Source organism: Pelomonas sp. Root405, assembly GCF_001425165.1.
GTDB lineage: Bacteria > Pseudomonadota > Gammaproteobacteria > Burkholderiales > Burkholderiaceae_C > Pelomonas.
Map to the genome: position 1 here is coordinate 197,376 of NZ_LMDU01000017.1, position 14,426 is coordinate 211,801.

Consider the following 14,426-nt stretch of genomic DNA (forward strand, 5'->3'; position numbering starts at 1 on the left):
GGTATCCATGCGCCTCGGTGAACTCCTGATTGAACGCAACTTGCTTGATGCAGCAGCCCTTGGGCAGGCGCTGCAGCAGCAGGCAGGCAACGCAGCCGGCCAGCGACTGGGTGCGATTCTGGTGCGCATGGGACTTGTCTCGGAGCCAAGCCTCTACGGGGCTTTGTCACACCAGCTCGGGCTGCCGCTGTGGGATGCCAAAGAGCAGCCGGAGTGGCTGGAGCAGGCGTTGACGCCAGCAGCCGCCGCGTCCCAGTTGCCCGCCGCGCTGTCGCGGCGCTGGAGCGCCTTCACGGTACCCGCCGATGGCTCGCTTCTGCTGATTGCGCGCGACCCGCTGCTGCCCGAATTGCAGGAATTTGCGCAAGGCTTGGCCGGCTTACGCCCCTTGCACCCATGGCTGGCGCAGAGCGCCGATATGGCCCGTGCCTTGGCCAAGATTCATGATCACGCAGCACCGGCGGCAGTCGCGTCCAACGATCTGCGCCAGCTCGCTCAGGATGCACCTATTGTCGAGTTCGTCGCGACGATGCTGTCGCGGGGCACGGATCAGCACGCGTCCGACATCCACATCGAACCCGCCGAGGGGGTCTTCCATGTGCGCTACCGCGTGGACGGCCAACTGCGTTCCACGGAGAGCCATGCACGCGAGCGCTTCGATGCAGTGGTGAGCCGCATCAAGCTGGTGAGCGGACTGGACATCGCCGAGCGCCGACTGCCTCAGGACGGCCGCTTCTCGACAAGGGCTGCAGGCATCGAGACCGAGGTGCGGGTGTCGGTTATTCCGTCCGTCCATGGCGAATCGGTGGTCATGCGCCTTCTGCCAAAGACCGCCCATCGGCGCTTCCGTCTGGACGTGCTTGGCTTCGAGCCTGACCACCTGGCGGCCCTGCAGGCTTCGCTCGCAGAGCCGGACGGCATCATCTTGGTGACCGGCCCGACTGGCTCCGGCAAGAGCACGACGCTGTACGCCGCGTTGGCTGCGACGGATACCGCCACGACCCGGGTACTGACGGTGGAAGACCCGGTGGAGTACCAATTGCCGGGCATTACCCAGTTTCAGGTGCAGTCAGATATCGGCTTCACCTTCCCGGCGGCCCTGCGCTCCATCCTGCGGCACGACCCAGACACGGTGATGATCGGTGAGATCCGCGACCCTGAAACGGCCAGCATTGCCATCCAGGCGTCTTTGACGGGCCACAAGGTGCTTTCGACGCTCCATACCAATGATGCGCCGTCGGCCTTCGTGCGCTTGATCGACATCGGCGTGGAACCGTTCCTGTTGGCGGCCAGCGTACGCACCGTGATTGCACAGCGGCTTATTCGCCGACTTTGCCCACATTGCGCGACACCCGTGGCTCGAGAGACGCTGCCTGCCAGCGTACGCAAGCACGCCGAGACGCTCGGACTGGCTGCCTCCGATTACGCCGGTCGTGAGCCCCAGGGCTGCCCCGAGTGCGACAACACCGGTTATCGAGGTCGCACAGCCGTGCACGAGGTTCTGGCCGTGACGCCGGGGCTCCGCGCTGCGCTGTCGGGTGGGCGCATTTCCGATCACGAGGTGCGGCAGCACGCGCAGCCGGGTTTTCGCAATCTCTCGCAGGATGCGCTGATACGATTCTGGCGCGGCCTGACAAGCGTTGCCGAGGTGATAGCACTGGCCAGCAGCCAGGCTGAACTCCGCGAACCGATCTGAAAACGTCCTTCGCGCGGCTCTCGCGCAGCTCATTCGCTACCCCATGTATCGCCATCTCTTTCTCCTGTTCATGGCCGGGCTGACTGCCGGGTTCGCCGTTTCCACAGCTTCAGCCCAGACCACCCTGGCGCCTGTGAAGGCCGCCGCTTCTGCTCCTGCCACCGTCGAACGGCAGGAATGGGAATTGCGGCGCCAACGCTTCCTGCAGACCATCCAACTGCTCAAAGACAATGATGTGATCGCCCGCCGCGACTTTGAGCGTCAGGTGCGCGCTTTTGAGCGGCGTCCGTTCTCGCTCACGCCGTTGGAGGCGATGGATTACATCGGTGCGGTGTTTGTGCCTCAGGCCGGGGTCGAGAAGCTGCTGCCCCTGATTGCCGCGCAGGCGGCATTGGGCCTGTACGACGTTGATCGCTTCGGCAGCACATTGAGTGAGGCCCACCTGGTTCAGGTTGAGGGATTTCTGCGCCTGCCTTTGACCATGGTCGGTCCGGAGCAAGCAGAGAAGTCCCGGGCCTTCCTACGCGACCATCCCGAGCGCGCTGCGCAGCTTGTGCGAGATGGGTTGGAACTGGCGAATGGCGAGCGCATTGGAACCGCCTACGATGCACGCTGGGTGCGCGCCTTGGGCCGTTGTGCGCCGGAAATTGCCGCCACCTGCCCTCAGCCGCGCGACCTGCCTGCAACCGAGTGGGACGACGTTTGGGCCAAGGTCAAACAGCGCGTGACGCTGTACTACCGTGTCGAGCCCAAGGGCGCTCCGGCGCCCGGCGCGCCAGCGTCAGTGCCGCGCTGATTTTTCAGGGCCGCTCGGATGGGGCGTATTCAGGCAGCCACTGCTTCAAGCGCGTGCGCAATTCCGCCTCGCTCATCGGGGGCTCGGCCGCGGCGCCCTGCGCTGCTAGCCATTGCACGATGACAGCGCCTGCCGCCGCGTCGCCAGCTGCCCCCAACTGTGCAAGCCGCAATGCAGCGAACGGCGTGGCCAAGGTTCTGTCGCCGTCGGCCAGCAGTTCCTCATACAGTTTTTCCCCACGCCGCAGGCCGGTGAACTCCACGCGAATCTGATCCGAGGAATGGCCCGAGAGCCGGATCATGTCGCGCGCGAGGTCGACGATCTTGATCGGCTCGCCCATATCGAGCACGAACACTTGACCACTGTCACCGATGGCGCCAGCCTGCACCACCAGTCGAGCCGCCTCGGGAATGGTCATGAAATAGCGCGTGACATCTGGATGGGTCACTGTAACGGGCCCCCCGCGGGCGATCTGCTCCTTGAACTTCGGGATCACGCTGCCGCTGCTGCCTAACACGTTGCCAAACCGCACGGCCATGAACTTCGTAGCGCCCTGCTTCCCAGCCATATGGCCGACGACGAGTTCTGCGGCGCGCTTGGTCGCACCCATGACGTTGGTCGGGTTGACGGCCTTGTCGGTGCTGATCAGTACAAAGCGCTCCGCTCCGCTTTCCAGAGCAGCCAGGCTGGCGTGATACGTTCCCAGCGTGTTGTTGCGCAATGCCGCCCACGCGTTCTCTTCCATCAGTGGCACATGCTTGTAGGCGGCTGCATGGAAAACGATCTGCGGACGGTACTTGCCGAAGATGAAGCGCAGCTGCTGCCGATCTTTCACGTCGCCAATTACCCGCAGCAGCGGCAGATGAGGGAATTTCTCGCTGAGCTCCTGCTCTATGGTGTAAAGCGCTAGTTCGCTCAGTTCATAGAGCACGATCTTCGATGGGCCGTAACGCGCGACCTGCCGGCACAGCTCGGAGCCAATAGAGCCGCCTGCGCCTGTAATCAGCACAACCTTGCCGTTCAGGCATTCGCTGATGCCGCCCTCATCCAGTTCCACCGGCTCCCTGCCTAGCAAGTCTTCAGGCTCGATGTCGCGGACCTGGTTGACTGCGCGGCCGGATAGCAGCTCTTCGCTGTTCGGCACCGTCAGCACCGGTAGTCCCACTTTTCCGGCCATGTCCAGCGCATAGCGGCGCTGGGGCACGCTGGCCCCTGGCATGGCCACGATGACGTGCGTGATGCCGTGCAACGTCGCGAACTCGGCAGCCTGCGCCAGCCGACCGAGCACGGGCACCCCGGCGACGCGAGCGCCCTGCTTCTCGGGCGCGTCGTCCAGGAAGCCGACGATCACCCAGCCCTGCGTATGCTGCAGGCCGGCCACCAGGAGCCGCCCGGCGTCTCCGGCCCCCATCACCAAGGCTCGCCGCTGCTCCAGCGCGCTGCCGCTGATGCGGCTACGCATGTGTTCGTAAAGCATGCGGTAGCCCATGCGCATCATGGCCAGCAACATCAGCGTGAAAAGCGGATGCAGGGCCAGTACCGCCCGCGGTACGCCGTAGAGCCGGGCCATCTGCACCAGCGTTGCAGCAACGAGACCAGCGCTGGCGCAGGCCAGCGCCAGACGCTTGACCTCGCCAAAGCCCGAAAAGCGCCACATGCCCTTCGGCACGCGCAGTGCCCGGAAGGCGATGGCGTAGATGAGAAGTAAGCCGAGCAAAACCGCACCGTCGTAGGCCGGGCGCGCGGCGAACCAGCGCTCGAAGCCAAGTCGAAACAGGTAGGTAGCCTGCCAAGCAACGACGACGACGGCGACGTCCAATGCGAGTGCGATTGCCTCACGGTGAGCGCGTAGGCGCGTGAGAAGGGTGTCGAGAAACTGCCAGTTCATTGAGGCGGGATTGTCAGCGGTGCAGTACCCGCGCTAGCGTCGCCACGATCAAGCGCAGGTCGGTCGCCAAGTTGGCCCTCACCGCATAGTCGGCGGAGATCCCCAACTTGGCCGGCAGCACGACCTCGCGGTACTCGCGTTCGGGGTCAGCGGCCTTGGCCAGCAGATCAGCCTCGTGCCTGAATGCAAGCGACGCCGGGTCGGTGATGCCCGGCCGCACCGACAGCACACGCTCGCGCAGGTCAGCGGGATAGAGCTCGACATAGCGTGGTAGCTCCGGCCGCGGGCCGACGAGGCTCATCGTGCCGCGCAGAACATCCCAGAGCTGGGGCAGCTCGTCGAGCTTGGTATCACGCAGCCATTGACCCGCGCGCGTGATGCGCGGGTCGGCGCCCACGGTGATGGCCGAGCCAGGCTCGGCGCGCATGGTGCGGAACTTGTGGATGGTGAAGGGCACACCAAAACGCCCCACCCGCGTCTGCCGGAATAGGACGGGGCCGGGGGAGTCGAGCTTGATCCAGGCGGCCGCCAGCAGCAGCAACGGCGCCAGCAGCAGCAGGCCCACGGCAGACGCTGCGATATCGAACAGGCGTTTGCTCAAGCCCGTACTCAAACGAACATGCCGCGCACCGAGGCGACGACGCGCTCCACATCCGCGTCGCTCATCGCCGTGTACAGCGGCAGACTGACCGTACGCTCGTAGGCCTTCTGGGAATGCGGGAACTGCTCGGGCGTCAGGCCGTACCGGTCGCGCCAGTAAGGATGCAGGTGCAGCGGCACGTAGTGCACGCTGCAGCCGATGCCGGCGGCATACATGCCTTCGATGAAGGCATCACGCGTGATGGCCGCATCGTCGGACAGACGCACGACGTAGAGATGCCAGGAATGGGTATCGCCTGCCGGAGCGTCCGGCGGCAGGATCAGCGGCAGGTCGGCGAAGGCTTCGTGGTAGCGCCTTGCGATCTGCTCGCGGCGCAGCTGAAAGCCAGGCAGGCGCTTGAGCTGGTGCAGGCCCAGGGCTGCGGCGATGTCGGTCAGGTTGTACTTGAAGCCGGGCGCGACGATCTCGTAGTACCAGCTCGGCACCTTGGCCGTGAAGCGGTCGAAAGCGTCGCGGCTCATGCCGTGCAGGCGCATGACGCGGGCACGCTTGGCGAGTTCGGCGTTGCGTGTGACCAGCATGCCGCCCTCGCCCGTCGTCATCGTCTTGTTGGCGTAGAAGCTGAAGACCGTGGCGTCGCTGCCCAGCGTGCCGATCAGCTCCTTCTCCAGCGTCGTCGGCAATGCGTGGGCTGCGTCCTCGATGACGCGCAGACCGTGGCGGCGCGCGATGTCGAGGATGGCCAGCATGTCTACGGCCAGGCCCGCGTAATGCACTGGCAGGATGGCGCGCGTCTTGGGCGTGATCGCAGCCTCGATGGCGGCGATGTCAATGTTCAGCGTGGCCGGGTCGATGTCGACCAGCTTCACGTCGGCGCCGAGGTAGCGCACCACCTCGGCCGTGGCTGTGAAGGTGTGGGTCGTCGTGATGACTTCGTCGCCCGGCGCCAGGCCGATGGCTTCCAGGGCCAGGTGCAGGCCGGCCGTCGCCGAGTTGACGGCGATGCATTCGATCTGGGGGTCGCCGAGGAAGTCGGCGAAGGCCTGCTCGAAGCGCTTGGCCTTGGGACCGGTCGTGATCCAGCCGGATTTGAGCGTGTCGACGACCTCGGCAATCTCGTCGTCACCAAGATCAGGCAGGGCAAAGGGGAGGAAAGGAAGATCGGTCATGAAGCCAGCGTGACGAGGTGTTCGGGCCGGGCGCCGGGCACGGCATGCAAAGGGATACCGCGGTCGAAGGTGACCAACCGCAACCCGTGCCGCACCGCGAGCGCGAGCAGGTAGGCATCGGTGATCTGGCGGGAGCCGGTGATATGGCTCCAGTTGAGCACGCCCTGGTCAAGCAGGCTGAAATCGTCAGCGTAGAAGCGGTGCATCTCGTGCGCGGTGGCCTCAGCCAAGCGCTCGCGCACGGCGTTGGGCGTTTGCGCGTTGGGATGTCCGGGGCGGCTCAAGATGCGCAGGCAGCCGTTTTGCGTCAGCGGGCAGGAGGCCCAGCCACCGTCCCAGTGCGCGCCGAGCCATTGCATGGCAGCGGCATGGTGAACATGCGCTTGATCTTGCAACGCGAGAAGGACATTGACATCGAGAAGAGCCCGCATCAGGTGCCTTCCTCGTCGCGAAGCTTGTTCAAGATGTCGTTGGTGACCACCACGCCGGCCTTGGCGGCGAAGGGGCGGAAGCCCGGCACCGCATAGCCAGCCGCCGGCTCGGCCACGACTTGGCCCGTCAGCGCCTGACGCAGCAGCCGCGACACCACAGCGCCCGCCGTGGTGCCCTCATGGCGAGCCAGCTCCTTGGAAGCAGCCAACAGGTCATCATCAATGTCGATCGTGGTCCGCATGACAAATCATCAGATGCAGTGATGCACAGATGTTAGCGCTGAATCCAGATCAGCCGGTGGGTGCGCAGAAAGGGGAAGAGGTTGAGCACCCGGTAGGCAGAGGGCAGCGCCCGCGCCAGAGGTGGCGCGAGCGTCACGCGCCGAACGGTGAGGCGCCCTTGCGGGAAGAGTTCGCGCACCCGATTGAGCGGTACGCCGCGAACGTCCGGATTACGCGGGTTGTTGATCGTGAAGTCGTACCAGACGATGGCGCCGCCAGGCTTGAGCCACCTCCACATCGCGTCAGCCACGCGCCGCTGCAAGGCGTCATCGAGGATGGAGGAGAAGACGGTGGACTGCAGCACCATGTCCTGGCTGGCGGGTGCGATGTCCGCCTCCGACGCATCGCCGGCGATCAGGCGCACACCCTCCGGCAGGGATGCCCGCGCGGCGGTCAGGCGCTCAGGCAGCAGCTCGATGCCGCTCAGGTGGCTTGGCAGCAAACCCAAGCGCAGCAGGTCCAGCAGATTGCCGCCGGCGCCACAGCCGACCTCGGTGGCGCGCCATTCGGACGGATGGCCCGGGCGCCGGGCTAGCAGCTTCAGCAGCTCGCGCTGGCGCTCCTGCCACATCTGCCAGACCTCGGGACGCAGCAGGCTGTAGCGGTCGGCCTTACCGCGATCAGCGCGGCGGGCGTAGCGCTGAGCGATCTCGTCCAGCTCGCTCATGACAGCGCTTCGATGAAACGGGCGGCGAGAACGGGATAGGCGTGATGCGCCATCGCAAATGCGCGGCCCCGGTCGCCCATAGCCGCGCGCTCCGCGGGAGTCAACATGGTGAGCTTCAACAGCCCTTGGGCCACGGCGCCGGCGTCTTCCGGCGCGACGGTCAAGCCGGCGCCAGCTTCGGCTACCGGGTCGTTGCCGGCCTCGACCGAATGCAGCACCGCCCGGCCGGCCATCAGGTAGTCGATGAGCTTGTTGGGCGCGATGCCGAAGCGGTAGATGGGCGTGCGCTGCCAGCCGATGTAGGCGATGTCGAAGCGCGCCAGCAGCGTGGGTATCTGAGCCTTCGGGATGGGGGCGAAGAAGCGCACATTGATCAGCCGTGCGGTCGCCGCCCGGTCAGCCAGCCGCGCGGCTTCGTGGCCGCTGCCGACGAGCACGAAGCTCAACGGCGAACCCTTCAAACGCGCGGCCGCGTCCAGCAGCACATCCAAGGCATTGGGCAGGCCCATCGAGCCGGCATAGCCGACAACGACACGGCCAGCGGCGTGCTCTGCGTCGAGATGAGCCGCCAGCGTCGCATCCAAAGGCGCCGACTCACCCCGCCATTCCTCGGGCGCAAAGCCGTTGGGCACGATGTGCAGCTTGCTCAGGTCCAGGCCCCTGGATGCCATGTGTTCATGCACGCACGGCAGCATGGAGACGACGACCTGGGCGTCGCGGTAGGCATCGGCCTCGGCTTTGCCGCACATCAGCGCAAACGGGTGGCGCGGCGACATGCCCGACAGCTCGATCAGCGATAGCGGCCAGAGGTCGTGCACCTCGTAGACCAGCTTGGCCTTGGCCAGCCGTGCCAGCTTCTTCGCCACCCAGACGTCCATGGGGTAGGTGCTGGAGGCGATGACCGCATCGGGACGGAACTCACGCGTCAGCCGCCAGGCATCGGCACGCACTTGGCGCAAAAAAGACAGGATGTTGCGCAGCCGACCAACGCCGTTGCCCGCGTAATGCGGCGTGGGCAGCCAGCGATAGCGGATGCCGTCGATGAGCTCCTCGCGCGGCTCCGCGCCGACCTCGGGCTGGACAGCACGCACATGCGAATAACTGGCCGCGACGATGGTGACCTCGTGCCCTGCCCTCACCCACTCGCGGGCCAGGTAGTAGGGCCGGAACTCCATGCCGTGCGCGGGTGAGCCGGCGTAATGGTTGATGAGGAGGAGCCTCATGCCGGGGTCAGCTCGCGCAGCCGGGTCAGGAAGCGCTGCACGTGCGGCTCGAACAGACCGTTCGCGGCAATCCAGTCGCGGTTGACGACGGCGAGCTTGGCCGTGTCCAGCGTGGCCATGCGCGCGGGCAGGTCGTCCAACGCCCCAACGATCAAGCCTCGCGCCGAATCGCCAATCAGCTCGCGGTTGGCGGGCAGTTCGGACAGCAGCGGCACGCAGCCATGGGCCATGGCTTCGAGCACGGAGACGGAGACGGCGTCGCTCTCGGGCATGCTCAGGAACCAGGTCGAGCGCGCGTACTGGCTGGCCTGCGCGTGGGCATCGAGCCGACCAACAAAGCTGACTTTGTCCGCCAAACCGCGCGCGGCGACATCGGCTTCCAGGGCGTTGCGAAGCGAGCCGTCGTTCGCCACGACGAGCCGCGCCTCCGGCTGCGCCGCCGCAATGCGCGCGAACGCTTCGACGACGCGCTGAGGCCGGTAGATCGGCTCCAGACCTCGGTTGGCGAAGCACAGCCAGGGCTGCTTCTTCGCGTTCTGCTTGGGCATGGCTTCAAGGCCGAAGGGGAAAGTCATGACCTCACCGGCGCCCAGCTCGCGCATGCGTTCGGCCATGTAGACCGAGTCCGACGTGGTCAGCGTGCAGTTGCGCAATACCTTCTTCGTCATCCAGCGCCAGGCGCTGCCGCGTTGCGGGGTGACGAGGATGTCGCTGCCCCAGGCCGAGCCGGCGATCTGCGCGCGCAGCCGCCAGCCCATGCGCGCCGCCCAGGCCAGGCTGCCGTGGGAGGTCAGGTAGTGGGCGTGCAACCAGTCGGCGTCGGTGTCGGCCAGCCAGGCGCCGATCTTGGGCAACTGCTTGATCAGGGCAACGTTGCCGCCAGCGTGGTCGGGTTCAGTGTTGAGCGCCAGGCGACGCGCATCGGGCAGCAACTGGTTGAACTCCGGCAGGAAGCCGCGTGACGAGATGGCGTGCAGCTGCACGCGCGGGTTGAGCGCGCGGGCCCATTTCAGCAGGTGCGGGCTTTCGCCGTCGCCGATGAGGACGAGTTTGAGGCCACCGCTCAGGCTCATGGCTGGCGTCCAGCCCAGGCTTCATAGGCTTGGCGCAGTTCCGGATGTTTTGCTAGCAGCGCCGAGTCGCGCTCACGTGTGTCGCCCACCTGACGGGCAGGCTGGCCGGCCATGATGGCGAAGTCGGGCGCCGTGCCGCGCAATTGGGAATAGGCGCAGAGGATGGCGCCTTTGCCGAGGCTGCTGCCAGGCTCGATGAGGCTGTGCGGGCCGACAAAGCTGTATGCGCCCAGGCGGATGGGCGCCTTGCGGTAGCCGGGCAGCTCACCGCCCAGCGTCGCCGTGCGGCGGCCGTTGACGCGCAGTGCGTTGTGGGTGCTGTGGGTCACGATGGAGCAGAAGTTGGTGATCTGCACGCCTTCCTCGATGACGAGGCCGGCGCTGGCGTCGATGAAATTGAACTGGCCGATGAAGACGTGATCCGCAAGCTGCAACCCGGCTTCGCCTTCGATGCAAGTGCTCGGTGCGATGCGCGAATGCGGCGCGCCGGGCTCGCCGAAGAGGATGCGAAACCCCAGCAGTCGCACGAGGCGGCGGCGGCAGCGGTTGATGAAGGCCCGGCTCATTCCCACGTCCAGAGTGCCCAGAAAAAGTAGCCGAAGTAGAGCAGCATCGCCGCCGACACGCCCCAGCCGGCACCGGCCAGGCCGCCCAGATGCAGGCCGGCCGCCAGGCCGCCCACGAACAGCACCTGCCCCACGAGGGCCAGCTTGAGCCCCCAGGCCTGCGCGCCCCAAGCCATCAGCACGACGGACAGTGGCGAAGCGATGAAGTGCAGCGCGATGTAGGGCGCCAGCGACCTCGCCAACTCGCCAGCGCCCCGCCATTCGGGGCCGAACACGGCCTCGAACAGCCAGGGGCCCAGCGCCAGCAGCGCCAGCATCAGCGGCAGCGCTATTGCCCCCAGCAGCAGCATGTTGCGCCTCACCAGCGAACGCGCCTCGGCGAGGCTGGCGGCCTGCGTAAGGCGCGGATAGAGCACCTGGGACAGCGACCCGCCGACCAGCGACGCGGGCGCCTTGAGGTAACGCAGCGCCAGCGCCCAGGCGCCCGCCTCCGGGCTGCCCAGCCAGGCGGCCAGCATCGCAATGGCCAGCGTGTCCTGCAGCGCACCGGCAAAGGCGTGCGGCGTGTTCAGCAGCGGAAAGTCGCGGTGCTTATGCGCCAGCGCGCGCAAAGGCTGAGAGTCGAGCAGACCGCCCCAGCCCCCCGCCGGCGCCGGCCGGGCCTGCAACGCAGCGGCGGCGGCAGTCGCCAGCATCGCGCCGCCGATCAGGCCCCAGGGCCCGGCCTGCAGCAGCCCGAAGCCCACCTGCGCCAGCGCGCCGCCGCCCCATTGCACGACGCGCCCCCAGGCGAGCGCCATAAAGTGGCCAGCGCGCGCCGCCCATTGCGACAGCGCCTGGCTGGCGGACGCGACGAGCACGATCAAGGGCAAGGCGGCGGCGAGCGACAGGTCGGCCCACGCCATCCAGGCGGCGCCGACGAGGACGGTCATCGCCGTCATGGCGAGAAGCATTCGCAGGCACAGGGCCAGCAGCGACGCCGCGTCCTTGTCGCCAGTCTCCAGCGCCAGCGCGAACTCGTAGCGCGCACAGCCGACAACGGCCAGGTTGCTGGCCACCGTCCAGACAAGCGAGAACTGGCCGTACTCGGCCGGCGTGTAGAGCCGCGCGATCCAGGGGCCCAGCAGCAGCGGCAGGGCTTGAGCCAGCGCGCTGCCGGCCAGCAGCGTCAGCGCCGAGCGCCGCATGCCGCCTTGCGACGGCGCCATGTCAGCCGGCGGCCAACGCGTGCCGCAGCGCGTCGACGACGACGTCTTGCTGCGCCTGGCTCAGATCGGCACTCATGGGCAGGCTCAACACGCGCTGCGCGGCGACCTCGGCATGCGGCAGCGGCCAGGCGGGCGGGAAGGACTGGTAGGCCGGCTGCTGGTGCAGCGGCCGCGGATAGTGGATGGCGGTGGGCACGCCTTGGGCGGTCAGCGACACCTGCACCCGCTGGCGCTGTTCGGCGTCGGTCAGCAGCAGCGTGAACTGCGCCCACACGCAGTCGCGGTCCTCGCGAACGGCGAGCCGCTGCACGGGCAGGTTGGCGAGCGCCTGCTGGTAACGCTGGCCGATCAGCCTGCGCTGTTCAAGCTCCCAGTCAAAGCGCTCCAGCTTGGCCAGCACCACGGCGCATTGCAGCGTGTCCATGCGGCCGCCCAGGCCCACGCGGGTGTGGGTGTAGCGCTGGCTCTGGCCATGCACGCGGATCTCGCGCGCGGCCTGCGCCAGACCGGCGTCGTCGGTGAACATGGCGCCGCCGTCGCCGTAGCAGCCCAGCGGCTTGCTCGGGAAGAAGCTCGTGGCGCCCCAGGTCGACAGGCCACAGCTCTGGCGGCCGCCGTAGGTGGCGCCAAAGCTCTGCGCCGCGTCCTCGATCACCGCCAGGCCGTGGCGAGCGGCGATCGCATTGATCTCGTCCATGTCCGCGACCTGCCCGTACAGGCTGACCGGCATGATGGCCCGCGTGCGCGGCGTGATGGCCGCCTCGATCAGGGCCGGGTCGATGTTGCAGCTGTCGGGCTGGATGTCGACGAACACCGGGACGGCGCCCAGCAGCACGATGACCTCGGCCGTGGCGGCAAAGGTGAACGGCGTCGTGATGACCTCGTCGCCGGGCTTGATGTCCAGGGACATCAGCGCGATCAGCAGCGCTTCCGTGCCGCTGCATACGGTCACGCAATGCGCCACGCCGACGCGGGCGGCCAGTGCGGATTCAAGCTCCTGCACCTCGGGGCCCATGATGTACTGGCCGTGGTCGAGGACACGCTGGATGCGCGCGTCGATGCTGACCTTGAGGGCCTGGTACTGGGCCTGCAGGTCGATGAAAGGCAGAGCCGGTTTGATGGCGGCGTTCACTGGGCGGGGCCTTCCGAAATCAGTTCGCATTGCTCGCCGACGAGCCGGTAACGGTCACCGGTGTGCGGGCAGCTGGCTGTCCCGTCGGAGTCGAAATTGAGCCGTTCGCCGAAGCGGCTCATCCAGCCGATCTGCCGGGCCGGCACACCGACCATCAGCGCGAACGCAGGCACATCCTTCTGCACGACCGCGCCGGCGCCAATGAACGCGTGCAGGCCCACGGTCACACCGCAGACGATGGTGCAGTTGGCGCCCAGCGTCGCGCCGCGGCGGACCAGCGTGCGGCGGTACTTGTCCTTGCGGGCGACGGCCGCGCGCGGGTTGTAGACGTTGGTGAAGACCATGGACGGCCCGCAGAAGACGTCATCTTCGAGCGCGACCGCGTCGTACACCGACACGTTGTTCTGGATGCGCACGTTGTTGCCGATGACGACATCGTTGCCGACGAACACGCCCTGCCCCAGTGAGCACCCGTCGCCGATCAACGCACCGGCGCAGACGTGCGAGAAGTGCCAGACGCGGGTGCCGTCGCCGATGCGGGCGCCGTCGTCAACGACGGCCGATTCATGCTTCCAGAAGCTCATGTCAGAACACCAGCGGCAGGCCGACGCGGCGGGCGTCACGCGCGCTGCGGTAGCAGGCCACCAGCAGTTCCAGCGACCGCAGGCCTTCATAGCCGTCCACCTGCGCCTCGGCCTCGCCGCGCAGCGTCTTGAACACGTTGTCGTAATAGGCCGTGTGGCCGAAGCCGTAGACGCTGGGCGTCTCGTAGCTGGCCGACTTGATCGCCTCGTCGTCGGGATGCACGCTGTCGAAGCACCAGTGCTCGATCTTGTTGACGGCCGTGCCGCCGATCTTGACGGTGCCCTTCTCGCCCAGGATGGTGATCGAGCCCTCGAGGTTCTGCGGGTAGGTCAGCATGGTGACGCTGATCGACGCCAGGCCGCCGTGGCGCAGGCGCAGGCTCATGACGCCGGTGTCCTCGGCCTCGATGTCGCGCGCCAGCGTGGCGGTGTAGGCATGAACGTTGTCCACCGGGCCAACCAGCCAGTCCAGCAGGTCTACGTAGTGGCTGGCCTGGTTCATGAAGGCGCCGCCGTCCATGTCCCAGCGGCCGCGCCAGCTCGCCGCGTCGTAGTAGCTTTGCGGGCGGGTCCAGAACACGTTGACCGTGCTCATGTAGACGCGGCCGAAACGCCCGGCAGTCAGCGCCTGCTTGACCGCCTGGACGGTGGCGTTGAGGCGGTTCTGCTTGACGACGAACAGCTTGGTGCCCGCATCCCGGCAGGCCTGCACCATGGCCACGCCGTCCTCGAACTTGGTCGCCATCGGCTTTTCGCTGAGCACATGGCGCCCGGCGCGCGCGACCTCGATGGCCTGCTGGGAGTGCAGCCCAGAGGGTGTGGCGAGCACGACGATGTCGGCGTCGCTGTGGGCCAGCAATTGGGTCAGGCTGCTGAAGCCTTCCACGCCCGTACGCTGTGCCGCCGCCATGAGCGTCTGCGGGTTGGTGTCGCAGACAGCCACCAGTTCGGCCTGGTCCTTGTGGCGGGCCAGCGCCTCGAAATGGTTGCTTGAGATGCGCCCGCAGCCCACGAGAGCCACGCGAATCGGTCGACCCAAGATCGGGAGCTGGATCGTCATTGCGGCGAGCCGGGCCGCTTGCAGCAGCCTTTTGTAGTGGAGCCCGGCAT

At 67.0% G+C, this 14,426-nt stretch carries 15 protein-coding genes; 2 read left to right on the forward strand and 13 right to left on the reverse strand.

The features are described 5' to 3' along the window. The first annotated feature begins 7 nt into the window (after positions 1 to 7). Both ASC81_RS25275 and ASC81_RS25280 read left to right on the forward strand, forming a co-directional pair. A complete protein-coding gene (locus ASC81_RS25275; RefSeq protein ID WP_056273871.1) occupies positions 8 to 1,696 on the forward strand; it encodes a GspE/PulE family protein in 1,689 nt (562 codons plus the stop codon). A 43-nt stretch (positions 1,697 to 1,739) separates the two neighbouring features. Next, positions 1,740 to 2,492: a hypothetical protein gene (locus ASC81_RS25280; protein WP_056273874.1), complete on the forward strand. Its 753-nt coding sequence runs from the start codon at positions 1,740 to 1,742 to the stop codon at positions 2,490 to 2,492. Between the two features lie 4 nt (positions 2,493 to 2,496). On the opposite strand, the gene ASC81_RS25285 is transcribed toward ASC81_RS25280, so the two are convergent. From ASC81_RS25285 to ASC81_RS25345, 13 genes are read right to left on the reverse strand one after another with little or no spacing between them, the layout of a single operon-like run. Beyond that, complete coding sequence (locus tag ASC81_RS25285) at positions 2,497 to 4,380, reverse strand: nucleoside-diphosphate sugar epimerase/dehydratase (RefSeq protein ID WP_056273877.1); 1,884 nt, start codon at positions 4,378 to 4,380, stop codon at positions 2,497 to 2,499. Positions 4,381 to 4,393: 13 nt separating this feature from the next. Further along, positions 4,394 to 4,981: a sugar transferase gene (locus ASC81_RS25290; RefSeq protein ID WP_056273879.1), complete on the reverse strand. Its 588-nt coding sequence runs from the start codon at positions 4,979 to 4,981 to the stop codon at positions 4,394 to 4,396. 8 nt (positions 4,982 to 4,989) lie between these two features. After that, entirely contained in the window at positions 4,990 to 6,150 is a 1,161-nt protein-coding gene (locus tag ASC81_RS25295) for a DegT/DnrJ/EryC1/StrS aminotransferase family protein (protein ID WP_056273882.1), read from the reverse strand. Continuing rightward, a complete protein-coding gene (locus tag ASC81_RS25300; protein WP_056273885.1) occupies positions 6,147 to 6,581 on the reverse strand; it encodes a TA system VapC family ribonuclease toxin in 435 nt (144 codons plus the stop codon). The genes ASC81_RS25295 and ASC81_RS25300 overlap by 4 nt, the downstream gene beginning before the upstream one ends. Continuing rightward, complete coding sequence (locus ASC81_RS25305) at positions 6,581 to 6,823, reverse strand: CopG family transcriptional regulator (RefSeq protein WP_056273887.1); 243 nt, start codon at positions 6,821 to 6,823, stop codon at positions 6,581 to 6,583. Before ASC81_RS25305 ends, ASC81_RS25300 begins: the two co-directional genes overlap by 1 nt. Before the next feature lie 32 nt (positions 6,824 to 6,855). Further along, positions 6,856 to 7,530, reverse strand: a complete 675-nt coding sequence (locus tag ASC81_RS25310) for a class I SAM-dependent methyltransferase (protein ID WP_056273889.1) — start codon at positions 7,528 to 7,530, stop codon at positions 6,856 to 6,858. After that, complete coding sequence (locus tag ASC81_RS25315; protein WP_056273891.1) at positions 7,527 to 8,753, reverse strand: glycosyltransferase family 4 protein; 1,227 nt, start codon at positions 8,751 to 8,753, stop codon at positions 7,527 to 7,529. Before ASC81_RS25315 ends, ASC81_RS25310 begins: the two co-directional genes overlap by 4 nt. Then, a complete protein-coding gene (locus tag ASC81_RS25320) occupies positions 8,750 to 9,826 on the reverse strand; it encodes a glycosyltransferase (protein ID WP_235533782.1) in 1,077 nt (358 codons plus the stop codon). The genes ASC81_RS25315 and ASC81_RS25320 overlap by 4 nt, the downstream gene beginning before the upstream one ends. Continuing rightward, positions 9,823 to 10,392 (reverse strand): acyltransferase, encoded by a 570-nt coding sequence (locus ASC81_RS25325; RefSeq protein WP_056273894.1) that lies wholly within the window; start codon positions 10,390 to 10,392, stop codon positions 9,823 to 9,825. The genes ASC81_RS25320 and ASC81_RS25325 overlap by 4 nt, the downstream gene beginning before the upstream one ends. Next, positions 10,389 to 11,600 carry a lipopolysaccharide biosynthesis protein gene (locus tag ASC81_RS25330; RefSeq protein WP_056273896.1) on the reverse strand — a complete coding sequence of 404 codons (1,212 nt, stop codon included), beginning with the start codon at positions 11,598 to 11,600 and terminating at the stop codon, positions 10,389 to 10,391. Before ASC81_RS25330 ends, ASC81_RS25325 begins: the two co-directional genes overlap by 4 nt. 1 nt (position 11,601) lies before the next feature. Further along, positions 11,602 to 12,708: a DegT/DnrJ/EryC1/StrS aminotransferase family protein gene (locus ASC81_RS25335; protein ID WP_056273982.1), complete on the reverse strand. Its 1,107-nt coding sequence runs from the start codon at positions 12,706 to 12,708 to the stop codon at positions 11,602 to 11,604. A 20-nt stretch (positions 12,709 to 12,728) separates the two neighbouring features. Then, positions 12,729 to 13,316 (reverse strand): acyltransferase, encoded by a 588-nt coding sequence (locus ASC81_RS25340; RefSeq protein ID WP_056273898.1) that lies wholly within the window; start codon positions 13,314 to 13,316, stop codon positions 12,729 to 12,731. A 1-nt stretch (position 13,317) separates the two neighbouring features. Beyond that, the gene (locus ASC81_RS25345) at positions 13,318 to 14,376 is read right to left on the reverse strand and encodes a Gfo/Idh/MocA family protein (RefSeq protein ID WP_056273901.1); all 1,059 of its coding nucleotides are present in this window, start codon (positions 14,374 to 14,376) and stop codon (positions 13,318 to 13,320) included. Between the last annotated feature and the right edge of the window lie 50 nt (positions 14,377 to 14,426).